13 protein-coding genes are annotated in these 13,041 nt (G+C 57.4%); 7 read left to right on the forward strand and 6 right to left on the reverse strand.

Features of this window, described 5'->3' with window-relative positions; all coding sequences use genetic code 11:
* Window positions 1–344: 344 nt before the first annotated feature.
* Window positions 345–1,091: a biotin--[acetyl-CoA-carboxylase] ligase gene (locus LMTR13_RS07930; RefSeq protein WP_065727412.1), complete on the forward strand. Its 747-nt coding sequence runs from the start codon at window positions 345–347 to the stop codon at window positions 1,089–1,091.
* A gap of 803 nt (window positions 1,092–1,894) precedes the next feature.
* Here LMTR13_RS07930 and LMTR13_RS07935 read toward each other — a convergent pair.
* Entirely contained in the window at window positions 1,895–2,407 is a 513-nt protein-coding gene (locus LMTR13_RS07935; protein ID WP_065732513.1) for a GNAT family N-acetyltransferase, read from the reverse strand.
* 418 nt (window positions 2,408–2,825) lie between these two features.
* Here LMTR13_RS07935 and LMTR13_RS07940 point away from each other — a divergent pair, with 418 nt between their 5' ends.
* The 5 genes from LMTR13_RS07940 (at window position 2,826) to LMTR13_RS38785 (ending at window position 7,779) form a co-directional block, all read left to right on the forward strand.
* Complete coding sequence (locus LMTR13_RS07940; protein WP_065727413.1) at window positions 2,826–3,104, forward strand: hypothetical protein; 279 nt, start codon at window positions 2,826–2,828, stop codon at window positions 3,102–3,104.
* Between the two features lie 930 nt (window positions 3,105–4,034).
* On the forward strand, window positions 4,035–4,517 hold the full coding sequence (locus tag LMTR13_RS07945; protein ID WP_065727414.1) for a cupin domain-containing protein: 483 nt from the start codon (window positions 4,035–4,037) through the stop codon (window positions 4,515–4,517).
* Between the two features lie 1,384 nt (window positions 4,518–5,901).
* On the forward strand, window positions 5,902–6,678 hold the full coding sequence (locus LMTR13_RS42185) for a heterodisulfide reductase-related iron-sulfur binding cluster (protein WP_236843300.1): 777 nt from the start codon (window positions 5,902–5,904) through the stop codon (window positions 6,676–6,678).
* 8 nt (window positions 6,679–6,686) lie between these two features.
* Complete coding sequence (locus tag LMTR13_RS42190) at window positions 6,687–7,256, forward strand: hypothetical protein (protein ID WP_236843301.1); 570 nt, start codon at window positions 6,687–6,689, stop codon at window positions 7,254–7,256.
* 280 nt (window positions 7,257–7,536) lie between these two features.
* Window positions 7,537–7,779 (forward strand): DUF2798 domain-containing protein, encoded by a 243-nt coding sequence (locus tag LMTR13_RS38785; RefSeq protein ID WP_083218860.1) that lies wholly within the window; start codon window positions 7,537–7,539, stop codon window positions 7,777–7,779.
* A 130-nt stretch (window positions 7,780–7,909) separates the two neighbouring features.
* On the opposite strand, the gene LMTR13_RS07955 is transcribed toward LMTR13_RS38785, so the two are convergent.
* From LMTR13_RS07955 to LMTR13_RS07980, 5 genes are all read right to left on the reverse strand, one after another.
* Window positions 7,910–8,914 carry a DMT family transporter gene (locus tag LMTR13_RS07955; RefSeq protein WP_065732514.1) on the reverse strand — a complete coding sequence of 335 codons (1,005 nt, stop codon included), beginning with the start codon at window positions 8,912–8,914 and terminating at the stop codon, window positions 7,910–7,912.
* 133 nt (window positions 8,915–9,047) lie between these two features.
* Window positions 9,048–9,452 carry a GFA family protein gene (locus tag LMTR13_RS07960; protein ID WP_065727415.1) on the reverse strand — a complete coding sequence of 135 codons (405 nt, stop codon included), beginning with the start codon at window positions 9,450–9,452 and terminating at the stop codon, window positions 9,048–9,050.
* A 92-nt stretch (window positions 9,453–9,544) separates the two neighbouring features.
* Window positions 9,545–9,856 (reverse strand): monooxygenase, encoded by a 312-nt coding sequence (locus LMTR13_RS07965; RefSeq protein ID WP_065732515.1) that lies wholly within the window; start codon window positions 9,854–9,856, stop codon window positions 9,545–9,547.
* Window positions 9,857–9,991: 135 nt separating this feature from the next.
* Window positions 9,992–10,300, reverse strand: coding sequence for an acyl-CoA dehydrogenase family protein (locus LMTR13_RS07970; RefSeq protein WP_065727416.1), 309 nt, complete (start codon window positions 10,298–10,300; stop codon window positions 9,992–9,994).
* A gap of 344 nt (window positions 10,301–10,644) precedes the next feature.
* Window positions 10,645–10,890, reverse strand: a complete 246-nt coding sequence (locus LMTR13_RS07980; protein WP_065727418.1) for a pyridoxamine 5'-phosphate oxidase family protein — start codon at window positions 10,888–10,890, stop codon at window positions 10,645–10,647.
* A 998-nt stretch (window positions 10,891–11,888) separates the two neighbouring features.
* On the opposite strand from LMTR13_RS07980, the gene LMTR13_RS07985 reads away from it, so the two are divergent.
* Window positions 11,889–13,031, forward strand: a complete 1,143-nt coding sequence (locus LMTR13_RS07985) for an L-lactate permease (protein ID WP_197521031.1) — start codon at window positions 11,889–11,891, stop codon at window positions 13,029–13,031.
* Window positions 13,032–13,041 lie beyond the last annotated feature (10 nt).

Here is a 13,041-nt window from a genome sequence, read left to right on the forward strand (position 1 = left end):
CTCTCATAACTAGGGTTGATGTCATGACCGCAAAGAAGCACGCGGGCAGCGCCGCCTTGATGGCGCCGAGCCTGGACGCCACAGCACCAGGGTACGCCATGATTCAACGCTAACACTTCAGGAAGTCGCGTTGGATCGAATAGATTTGAAGTATCACTTGCGTAGATCGGAAGCGTCCTAGGCGAAGGCAGCGTTTGCAGCGGTTGAGTTCACTCGTCAGACGATGCAAACATAGCGCAGCACAGCTTCAGTGGATTCGCTGCTGAAGCGGTTAAGACGATCGTGACGGATTTCTTTTCAGCTCGTGCGCATCGGCCGAGCCATTCGGAATGTGAGGGCGCGCAATGATCGAGCTGATTCAATTGGACGAGGTCGACAGTACCTTGACCGAAGCCGAGCGACGAGTGCGTGGTGGCTTGCGTACCAGCGTGGTCCTTTGCGCTCAGCGTCAGACGCGCTCATACGGCCGCCACGGCAGATGGTGGGATTCACCTCGTGGAAATCTGTACTGGACCGCTATACTTTTTCCGGACAGCTCATGGCCAAGCGACTTTGGGCTCACTTTCGCGTCAGGACTGGCAGTTGCAGATACGCTACGAACTCTGGGCTTCGAACAGAACCGGGTGCGATTGAAGTGGCCTAACGATTGCCTCCTCGATGCCGGTAAGGTTTCTGGCATTCTCTTAGAGAGTGGCGAGATCTCTACGCCCCCTTCGGTTAAATACATTCTGGTGGGTATAGGGGTAAATGTTACAAGCGCTCCGTTGCAAACCTTCTATCCAGCGACTTCGATACTGCAGGCAGGAATCGCGCCTGAACTCTCGATTGTACGAGACATCCTGACGCAGTCTTTCCTTACCCGTATGGGTGAATGGAAGCAGCACGGTTTCAACGGTTGGTACGATTCCTATACTTCGCTTCTCGATGGAATAGGTTCTACAGTGCAGGTTGCAACGGACCGCGATAGGAAGAATGTTATGACCGGCATCCACTTAGGGATCGATCGCTCCGGAGCATTGCTGTTGCAGACGGACGCAGGAGAGGTCCATAAGATCACTGCAGGTGACGTCCTCGGTCATGCGGCGAGTTAAGCTGACTTTTCACGCGAAAGAGTTTCCGGGACAAAAGCGTAGCGGGCCGGAGGTCTCGATCAATGAGCTACGGCTAATTCGGCGCTTGGGCTTTCAGACCTCGCGAAGGTCCCAGTGCTGAACTGACGTCAGCGAATGGCAAGGAATGCGCCCACATGGGACTATTATTCGCCGCCGCTCGTTCCGCCGCGGCCGCGTGGTTATACGGGACTACATCTTCTCGACTGCGGGTTGGCTATGATCGATATCAATGATGCAGCAGTAGTCGTTGGACTCCCATTTCCGAAATGTGCGCCAGTGAAGTGAGATCGCAGTAGGCTGGGCATCGAGAGAGGCCAATACTAATGACCCCGTGCCACATCCTCGAGTAGGTAAGCATTGTCAGCCTCCGGCCGACCATGGCAGGCAAAGACATCGTTCTCTAAGTGTAAGGACGGCGGCAAGGCTCTCAGCCATTCAAGCAGAGCAGCGTCTAGCGCTGCGCACGCATACGAAACGCTGGGATAATGTCCGTCCGGTGGCCGGTCTGTTGCCCAACGATCATGATTGCCCCGAACCGTCCGCCAATCTAACGCGATTAGGAGGTCCGCAGTTTGCGGGGCTATCATCGCCTGGATCCGCAATCCCCAAGATTGATGACGCGATCAACTCCCCGTCGGCTCAGATCGGCAACCACCGTCTTGAGTGCAAGAAGGTAGCCGTGGATGTCTGCAAGGACTGCTAACGCATAAAGTACCTAACATCAGAGAGGCTCCGATGTTATGTAACGCGTTCGCGCATGCTGATCCAGAAGATGCGGTAGTTTAGGGCTCCCGGTCCGCAACGAGATACCGCTGCATCAATACTAGATCTAGCCATCGGCCGAATTTGGTGCCGACGTGTGGCATGCGGCCAACCTCCCGGAAACCAAGGGAGTTGTGAAGACGAATCGACGCCGTGTTCGTCTCTTCGATCCCCGCCACCATCACATGCTTCCCTAGCGCAACGCCGCGGTCAATGAGGCTCTGCATCAGTGCGCGGCCGACGCCCTGACGATGTATCCAGGGAGCCACATAAACTGAATTCTCGACAGTATGGCGATAGCCGGGCCAAGGGCGAAAATCGCCGAATGACGCGAAACCAACTAATCGTCCCGCGCTTTCTGCGACCAGAATTGGAAAGCCGCGCGCAGTGCGCTCCCTGAACCAGGCTTGGCGTAATGCAATATCGGAGGGCTCCTCGCTCCAGACCGCGGTCGTTTTCGTGACAGCGAAATTGTAAATCTCAAGAATGCATTGGGCATCCTCTATGATAGCATCGCGGACTGTCGTTGACATTTTCCTCTCCTCGCACCAACGCCTACCAGTTAGCATGCCGCATCTGGGGTGATTAAAAGAAAGTCACCGGGATAGGTGCCGGCAAGATGCAAACGCTAACACTTCAGGAGGTCACGTTGGATGCAATAGAGTTGAACTATTGCTTGCGTGGATAGGAAGCTTCCTAACCCCGCGCTTCCAGAGCCTTTCGCCCATGATCCACGTCGCCTCGTTCTCACGTCTAGAGCCGCGTCGGGTTCGTCGATCTATTTGGATCGCGTTGACGCGCTGGTATTCTGCCGCCCACCGTCGCGGTGGCATTCTAACGGGACAGGCTGGGAGGGCGAAACAGCTGCAGAGTTTGCCATCCGTGAGTTACCAGAACAATATGCCGCCCAGTCGCGCAAGTCATCGGATCTAGGAAATCTTAGGTGGCAAATTGAGTGGCACCCGGAGGCTGCCGATCTACTTCGCCTTCAAAAGCGGCATCATTGCAGACAAGCCGCAGCCCAATGAAATCAGGGCGTTTGCGCGGAGAATAGAAGGCGACTTACTCACAAGAAAGCTCGTGAATGCCAATATCTCGATGAATAGGAAGACGATCGAAACCCACGTGAACGCTGCTTTTGATGAGTTGCGAGCTAGCGGCAAGACTGCACCTAAACCGCAAGAAGCCGGAGCCACTCTCATACAACGCGCTCAATGTTTGCTTGGTTAGGCTGTCAGCAGGTCGGCGAACATCCTCGCCACCGCTGCCGATACCTTGCTCCTTCAACCAAAGGGCTTGCAGAGTTCACGCGGCGCGACGAAAGCGGGAGTCGATCGCGCAGAAGACGTTGAGCGGTTTGGCAACGGTCTCAGGAATAAATGGGGCGCGCGGAAGCTGCGAACGGGCGACGCGGCCGTCCTCGGCTGACGCCGTCCGCCTTGACCAGCTTCTGCCGCGGCAGCGGCTCGCGCACGGCTGACTGGCCGTGAGCGGGTAAGGCAAGGATCCGCTTGCAACGCATTTCGGCTTTCTGCAGCGCGCGCCGAACCTGAAGTTCACCTTGATCAAAGCGTTGTCGGGAGCGAACAGCCTGTGCGTTCGCTATCACACCAGTGTCGGCCACCGCACGGCGTGATAGTGCATGGAGGTCGGGTCCGACGAGCGGACCGTGCGCGTGCTCTGCCACTATTCGTGAGGTGCGGACGTAGTGTTCCGGGACCAACGAACAAGCAGCCGAGTATCTCCGGTGTGTTGCCGATCAGCGCCGCATCGCGGTCTGCGGGATCGACGGAGCCGAGACACGGTCTTCGAGATCGGCGGACCGTATGAGATACGCAACGGGCCAACCGCGGTGCGACCGCGGACGCAGCGGCGGTCGCCGGCGTCCTCGGAAGTGCTCTGGCTGCGGCCTTGCGCCGGGTTAGCTCGGTCGTAGACTTGCCGGTGTTAGCGAATCTACAAACTGCAAGTTCAAAACTATGAAATTATCCAACCCCACGTCTGCGTCCTAGAACAGCAGAGGAGGTCGTCAGGCGTGCTTGGATCAGATCGAGTGCATCACCAAGCTGCAGAGCTCGGCAATGAACAGATCCAGGCGGCTAACCCAGGTGGCGAGTGACAGTAACCCAGAACAATGGCAAAGATAACGAGCAAAAAGCTATGAGTGAAACGACAGAGCGTCCCGTAGCTATCGTTGCGCTTGATGTTCCGCTTCGCACCAAGTTATCAAACTACCCCGAGCCGTTCCGGTCGCAAATGGCGAAGCGTGAGAAGCGACCGTTGGGCGATCGATTTGGAATCAAGAACTTCGGGGTCAATCTAACTCGCCTTCTGCCCGGTGGCGTGTCGGCGCTGATGCATCAACACAGCACGCAGGATGAGATGATCTACGTTCTTGAGGGCAATCCAACGCTTGCGACAGATCGAGGCGATTTCGAGCTGAGACCAGGGATGTGTGCGGGCTTCTCTGCCTATGGAATCGCACATCAACTGATCAATCGAACAACTGAGGACGTGCTCTATCTTGAGATCGGTGACCGGTCTTCAGGAGATTCCGCAACTTATCCGAATGACGATCTTGTAGCGGTACTAGACAACGCTGGGGGGTGGAAGTTTCTGCACAAGGATGGTCGTCCGTATTGATCGCGAAGCGAACGGCTAGCATTTGGTATGAAGGCCATGATTGCATCAGAACAACTCATTAAGTCGCTCAATGTTCGTACATGTGTCGTGCCCCTGGATCCAGAGGTGCAAACCTCTAGCGGTAGGGTACCGGCAGCGCCCTTTTTCTCCTTATCGACCTCGAGACGGATGCAGGGACAACTGTCTCTAGCTACATCGTCACTTACACGCCTTTGGTGCTAAAACCAACAGCCGATCTGTGCGGGGAACGGAGACGATCATCAAGGGCCGGCCACTCTCTCCCACAGCACTTTATGATTTGCTATGTAGGAACTCGCGCCTGCCCGGCTCGGAAGGTCTCATCCTAATGGCGCTGGTGGAAGAGCCAACGCTTATGACGGATCTTGTCGGTCAATCCGATTCGCCGGGTGCCATAACTAAGACTTATTGAAGCTCTAGCGGAATTCCTTGTCGCTTACCGTATACCGACGCGCCAACACCGCTCTAATCTACTCAGGCGGCAAGCCGATATCCTTCATCAATCGCTTATCCATGTAGGACAGGGCGTACCGCCGCTTGCGCGCACGTCGCACACGTTGCCACGCTTTTCGCAACGGTCGGATCTGCAGTAATCTCCGTACTAGGTCAATGGCTTCGCCGATTCCAGAGTGCGGTCGTCTTGATCGACGCGATGTTCTGACAAGGTAAAGGAGTCCGAGCGCCGTCGGAATAGGGGCATCCTTGGCGCGAGCATTGACAAGTGGCGGATGGGAATCGTCAGGCGCATTGCGAGGTCTCAACTCGTGCGCCGGCTCTCCGTTGGAGCAAAGTGACTGAGCCGGAAGGGGTGTATCATGCATGGAAGCGCTTTTCGATCTGCCGGCCTCACAACCAGTACCACGTGAATTGAACGGGCCGCAGGGCGTCACTTGCACGACAATAGATGATCGCTTCATGTGGCCGCCCTGCCGCCTTATGCGAGACCAGCAGTAGAGGGATCCATGCAGGTCGCCGCGACTACAAAGTTAGCGAGGCAGAAAAAATCGGGAATCTCATTCTTTTGAACTTGCAATTCAGGAAAATGAAACGGTCGACAAAAGTTAATGCTGAGCTATTGCCTTACTTGAAGTCAGTCACGCGATATTACGCGCATGGTATAGTTCAGGGGCGCTAGGTTGCGCTGCATTTGAGGTCGGGAAGCCAAATTGTACCCACCCGCGCGGCGACGTGAGCTGGCAGAACGCAGAGTTTCTGAGTCGTGTTGAGGGAGCGAGGTAGGAGAACGTGGAAAGGTGACGAAAGTCATAGCGACCAATTATTGTGTACACATTGCCGTTTGTGGATTAAGTACTGAAGTTATCATGTGCCACACGTTGCTGATCTGCCAGCAAGCCCGGAGCCGGTCATGCAGCCGATGAACAAGGTCTCATTCGAGACGGCCCTGGGCGAACATGCTGAGGAAATGCTCGACGCCTGCACGCGATGCGGCAAGTGCGTCGAGGTTTGTCCGAGTGTTGGGCCGGCCGGCATCTCGGATACCAAGTCCGGAGGCATCATCGGTGGAATACTCGAGCTGGTACGTACCGGCAACGGTCCGGAAGCATCGCGCAAATGGGCGCAGTCCTGCATGCAGAGCGGGGCATGCATCAAGGCGTGCGACTACGGTGTCAATCCGCGTTTCTTGCTTACCATGGCGCGACTTGGCATCGCGAAGTCGGACAACGAGCTTGCCGAACGACGCCGACAGGGCGTGGAGCGGTACCGCGACGGCAGTCGCGGAGTGACGGTACTTTCGCGCCTGCAACTCGATACGGAAGTCCTCGAACGACTCGGTCAAAAATCGGCTTCGGTTTCCGCGCCCGTCGAGGCGCCGGACTTCGTGTTTTATACCGGCTGCAATGTGCTCAAGACCCCGCACATTGCTTTGCTTGCCCTCGATATCATGGATGCGCTCGGCGTCACATACCAGGTAATGGGCGGTCCAAGCCATTGTTGCGGCATTGCGCAACTCAAGTCTGGAGACGCTGAGATGGCCGGTCGCATGGGCTCGAACACCATGGAAAAGCTGTCGCACTCGAACTCGGGTCAGGTGATCTCCTGGTGTCCGACGTGCTACGTCCAGTACCAGAAACCATCCTGCCGACGGTGGAGCGACAACGTGGCTCCCGCCCGTTTGAGATGAACCCGTTCATGCGCTTTCTTGGTGACCGGCTGGCGCAGCTAAATCTGCACCTTCAGCGCAGGGTCGAAATGCGGGTCGCGCTGCACAAACATCCCGGCGTGGCCGGCGTCGTGGAAGCCGCCGCTGAAATCCTGAAGATGGTCCCAGGTATCGAACTCGTCGATCTGAACCAACCGGCGATAGGTCTGCAGAGCGTAAATGTTGGCGTACTTCCAAAATTCAAGCGCGAATTGCAGCTTGCAGAACTCGAGGCGGCGCGCGATGCAGGTGTCGATGCACTTGTTGCCGTATATCACTCCGATCATCGCGAACTGTGCGCCCACGAGCGAGACTGGCCATTCCGCATCATAAATATCCTTGAAGTGGTGGGCGAAAGCATGGGGTTGCATTGGCACGATCGCTATAAGGAGCTCAAGATCATGCAGGACGCCGACCAGATCATTGCTGACTGCAGTGAGCTAATCGCAAAACATTCGCTTGATCCCGGCAATGCGCGTGAAGTGGTGGTTAGGCTGCTGCTCGGTGAGCAGCCGCTTCCCCTGAAGGGCGTGCTCGAAGGCAGCGGAGGACTCGTGTAGTTGATCCGAAGCTGAGTTGGCTCAGCTCCGGCAACGAGACGGCGAAGACTGGCATCAATTATGTCTACGATGAGAGGGCAGCATTAGCGCCGAAATGTGGAGAAGCACTGCTTGGACGTTACTGATCTGTGCTGGACACTCGGCCGGGACGTGCCTCCGCCAATATCGAGCATCGTCATGAGCGCGTGAGTATCTTAGCCGCCGCGTGAATGAGCCGCTGCGGCTTGCGGTGGCTCTCGGAGCTTTGCTATGTGCCTGCACTATCAAGGACTAGGGACCTGTGTTCGCTATCCCGCGCCGCTATAGCCATTTCGTTTTTGGAGTTATCCAGTCAGGGCTGACGTCATTCGTCGCCGCCGGAATTGCGAGTCTTCAGTCGACGGCCGATAGCCACTTCGTGTGGAATTGGCTAGTATCGTGGCTGATTTCTTGGGCGGCGATGTCGCCGGTGGTTCTACTCGCAGCGCCGGGAATTCGGTCTTTATCGGTTGCTCTGACACGAGATGAGAGTTGCTCTGAGTGAGGTCAGGCCAGGTTCGGCGCGTCCAGAGCAGCATCGCTGCCCATGCTCTGCACCACCGTCTCGATCAAGTGGACCCTGGCGTCTCATCTCGATATGCCCGGGGTTGCTGGACGCCAACACTCAGGGGTCCTCATTTGGTGTGGGATCCGTTGCTCCGTGCGGTGATACGGTGCAGGCTGGCCGCAAGTGCAGAAGATAGCCAGCTGGGCAACGGCAGTCTCGTTCCGACAGCGATGCCTACTAAGATCATGAGCGCCGAAGCCATTAATTTGGGATCCACAGCTTCTCCCAAAATGAGGGCAGACAGGCCGATGCCGACCACAGGGGTGCCTAGCACACCTAGTGAAGTCGATATCGCCGGTAGTTCCTTGTTGACGACGGTCATGGCCCAATAGCCAAGTGCAGTGCCGACGACGCCATTGTAGGCTAGCGCTAGGAGTGCACTCGCGCTCAATGAGATTTCAGGCGTGCCTTCAAAAGTGAACGCAAGAGCTGAGAGGAGAGCGCCGGCGAGCACGGTCTGCCAAAGCACAAGTTGAAACGGCGTTGCCGTCCATTGATGCGCGCGGGTGTAGAGGATGCTGATCGACCAGAATATAGCGGCACAGAGAATTAGTCCGTTACCCAGAAGCGCCTTGGCGTCTCTCCAGTCAAAGGCATTCGGGTCGAACATAAGAAGCAATCCTGAAAGGCCGAGCACTATTCCGATTATCTGCCGAGGCCGTATCGGCTCGCTGAGGAACAGCCAGGCGCCAGGAGCGACCCATAGCGGTGTGGTATAGCCGAGAACAATCGTACGGCCGGCCGAGACGTATTTTAGTCCGATTGCCATCAAGGCCGCAAACGCGACCATGTGAAACAAGGCTATCGCGAGGACAACTGGAATATCGCTTCGAGTGGGTATGATGAATTGGCCTGTGAGCAGAAGAATAGGAGCTAGTACGATGACCGCCAAAATGGTGCGCATCGCCACCGCCCAAAGAGGCGTAACTTCCTGCACCACTATCTTCATGACGACCCAATTGAGCCCCCAAGCCAGGACCACGAAGACGAGAAGGGCGACGTTCCGCCACGATCCACCGCTCTGCGCATTTGACAAACCCGCATGCGGCGCTCGCAACTTTTGACTTGTCATTAGATATCCCGCTGCCCTTCTGATGACGTCCGTTCTAAGAGACGTGTCTTTCAACGTTGGTTAGGACTCGCGTTGATCTGTGACCAATCAGGTAACGTGGAGCAGCATCAACGCGCGTCGCCGCACCGGAGGGTCATTGATTCCGCGGAAAACGAGCAGCGCCCGCAACCGGCGCGAGCCATTTCACCGCATGATCGGTATAAATCTCGGTCTTCGGCTGCAATCCCTCCATGCTATCGAGAGTGCCTGCCTTCACCACAACCTTCCCGGGCGCCAGTGCAGTCTTCGCAAAGATTGGAGACCCGCAGCTCCCGCAGAAGTGACGATAGACCGGCTGCCCGCTATCGCCCTCGTCCACATAGACCATGGTCTCGCCCCGCTGATCATAATCAGCCTCTCGTATGACGAGATTGAAGGAGAACAGGCTTCCGCTCTGCCTCTGGCAGTGCGTGCAATGACATATTGCGATTGCCCGCGGCGCGCTCTTCAACACGTAACGCACCGCCCCGCACAGGCAGCCGCCCTTCCGATCCTGCATAATTCGTCTCCCTAACGATCATTGTGATTGAGTCAGCCGCGTGCGCCAGTCGCGCCAACGCGATCCCTCGCCGCCGCCAAAGATCTCAGCTACTAATCCGAGAGGACTTCGTGCGTTATGTTGTCAACGACGACGGGGCTGTCAAAGTACGTGACTGAAGGATCTGAACCGTACTTCTCCCGTACGAAGACCTTCCAGCTTTCGGAGTACATCGCCTCGGCTTCAGCGCGGGAGTTCCAGAGATAGATTCCGCCGACCGTGCTGCCGTCTTGGGACAGGACATAGCACTTGCGAAAGAGACCCGTTACGCCCTGATATGTCGGAGCTGTGCTCAGGAATATGCGTCGGGCCTCGTCCCGTGTGATCGGCTTCGGCAACTGAAACGTGGTGATAGCGGTGATCATCATAACTCTCCTTCCGTTGTAAAGACCGTTAGAGACGCCTGCCTCTACGTGGATGGACGCCTGACTCGAATGCGAAAAAGGCAGGTCGTCGTCACGTCACGCTGACTCCCGGCGTCGGTGGACGTTGCAGGAAGTTCACGCATTCGGCGATGCCAGCAGAACCGGCGACATCCAGAAGCCTGCGGCGATACTTCCCGTGGCGTCGGAAATCGCGCCCGCTACTCGAATGAGAAGCCCATCGAGGAAACCGCCGCCATGACCGCCATATTTAGCGGGCAGCCAGTAACCGAGAATTCCGGCGTCGGCCATGGCGGTATAGGCCGACGTAGGGAAGCGCGGCTGCTGGTCCAGGTGCGTTACATAGTCGGGGGAGCAGTGCTGCTCGCAAAAGACCTGAACCAGGGCAACGAGCTCGCCTTGGTGATTGGTGCGCGAAAAATCCATGGGCCTTTTCTTGCTCGATCCCGCGGCTCGGTTTCAGCGATTTGTTTATGCGGCGGTGCTTCTGCGATCGGACGGTTCTGCGAATATGGCGTCGTTCCATTATTTGACAACGGCATTCGGTGTCTTGGTCCTGTCCTGCGCTGGCCATTGCCGTTCGAGCGGTGGCAACACTTGCTCCTTGCCAGTAATCTGTTCGACGCTTAGCCGGTAGACCGATATCCAGTCTAGCCGTGGGAAGAACCCTTTAGGGCGGGTCGTGGCCGGCTTGCCGTACTTTTCCATGAGTCGTTCGCAGGAGGTCTGCTTTACCGCGGAGTCAGTTACCAGGCTTATCGTACCGAAGATCACGACGCTGCAATGCCGGAATCGCATTCGAAGCGGCGGTAGTCGAAAACCTCGCCTGCCTCATCCAGGTCGAAGCATGCGAGAGCGCTGTGATCGATGTTCTGGCGGAGGTGTCCGCTTGCATTGGTGCCGTGAAGGAAGACACCGCCGTCCATCCAGACGAAGAGAAGCGGTATGCAGTATGGATACCCATCCCTTCCGATCGTAGCGAGTCGCCCGGTGTGCGCGCCCTGCACGAACGCCATCGCCTTGTCCGTGCGCCTTTCCGCGCGACGAAGCGCTCATGATTCCTCCCTGGTCAGCCGACGAATTGAGAAGACGTCGTCACGATGATCGTCATCTAGCTGCGGAACGAATCTTAAACGCGATGTGTTGCCCGCAAGACGTCCTACAGTAGCAGGTCGCGAGGGGAGCAAGCATCGAATAGAATTGAAGTGTGGCTTCCGCAAAGCTGAACAATTGCTTCATTTCGCTTCCGGCGACGTCGGACAAATAGTACCCAATCAGAAATAAGCTGCCTTTTCTGAACTGCGCATTTCCACTTGCATTTCGCTACTTATGCCTGCCGGTCGTCGGACGCCGCCGCCACATCGTTCGATTCTCTTGAAGCGCTGGTTCACAACAACAGTCTTATCGCGTGCGAGAAAGCTTGATAGCTACACAGCCTGCGCCTGGCCGCTGTTTCGGTGGTCGCAGACGTTGTCATTGCCGAATGCAAGATCAGTCGTTTGGCTCCGGCGATCGGTGATGAAACTCATTGCGACAGCGCTCGCGACGATCGTCGGGGTTGTGAGAGCAATTGGGAAGCTGCTCGTAAAGCAGCTAGTTACGTGATTGCGCAGTTCGTGATGGTCTTCCGAGCCGGACGCACTTGGAACGAAGTCAGCGAGTGCAAGGAACCCGACGAAACATGCAGTATCTTGTTTGGTCGTTGCCGATCGCGGTGGTATTGGCATCGGTCGTTGTCGGATTTCTCGGTCCTGTTGGCGCGGGCCTGCTCGGGACAATCTCAACGGCTGCCGTAGCGTTCTCCGTTGCGCCCAAACCATTGGATCTGCCGGCTGCCGCCCTGGTGATGGGTGAAGCTGCGTGGCTTGCCACATTAGTGGGCCTGGTGATCCTCGCAGGCCTGTTCTTCCACGAAGCAGTCGCGGCGCGCGAGCGCGATCTCGTCGAGGCCGCGGAGCCGCGGGCCAGCCGCCGCGCCCGATGTTTTGACGCGTGCTTCCTGATCGGACCGTTCATGGAGGCCGTGACCGGCTACGGAGTTGGCCAGGTTGCCGCGATTTCGGCGCTGCAAAGGGCAGGGCTACGAGGGCGGCACCTGGCGATCATGGCGCTGCTGAGCCAGACAATGGTTCCGTGGGGTGCCATGGCGAACGGCACCATGGTTGGGGCGACGCTGTCCGGATTGACGCCCACCTTGCTTGGAACGTACAGCGCAGTGCTGACGCTGCCACTACTGGCGGGCTGGCTTGCGATGTTTTGGCGTGTGGCGCGCGCTGCCGGCGTCGAGGCCAATGCCGTTCGACACATCGAGGAACTTTGCTGGATCGCAACGATCGCGATTTTGCTCGTTATCTGTAACCTTGCGATCGGTCCTGAGAGTGCCGGCGTGACGACGCTCGGTGCGCTTATTGCATTGCGGTTCTGGCTTTACGAGCGCCCATCGGCTGCCCGATTGCGGAGAGCGGCGAAGGCATGTGTACCCTATGCGGCCCTCATTCTCGGCCTTCTCGCTAGCCGGGTATTGTCCGGAATTGCACCGGCGCTCGAAAGCGTGGCCGTCCTCAAGCCGCTCGGCAATGGCCCGTCGTTGCACCCGTCGACGCACCCCGCGACTTGGCTCGTTCTGATCGGCTGCGTGACCATCCTGTCGGTCAAGCCGTCTGCTATGGTTAAAGTGGCCTGGTCGGCATGCCAGCGGGGCTGTCGATCTGTTCTGGCGATCTTGCTCTTCCTAACGATGGCGAAGCTGATGGCAACCTCCGGCATGGCTGAAGCGTTGGGGCAGGGTGTACGGCAACTCTTTGGCGCCGGTGCGCCGCTGACGGTCCCGTTGCTCGCCGGCCTCTTCGGCTTTATTACGGGCAGCGGCAGCGCGTCGAACGGTTTACTGATGCCGGCGCAAATCTCGCTGGCACGGGAGGCGTATCTCGATCCCGGATGGATCGCGGCGATCCAGAATGTCGGCGCCGCAGCGTTGACGATGCTGTCGCCTGCGCGGGTGGCGACATGCTGTGTGCTGGCCGGGGTGCCACACCTCGAAAGACGTGTCTATGCTGGTGCATGGCCTTTCGGCGGCATCGTGGTGGCGATCCTTGTCGGCGTGTGTGCCATCATGCTCGTTGCAAAAGGAGCCGTTCCCGCGATGCGATGGGAGTGAATACTTTCCC

The organism is Bradyrhizobium icense, from assembly GCF_001693385.1.
GTDB classification, from domain to species: Bacteria; Pseudomonadota; Alphaproteobacteria; order Rhizobiales; family Xanthobacteraceae; genus Bradyrhizobium; species Bradyrhizobium icense.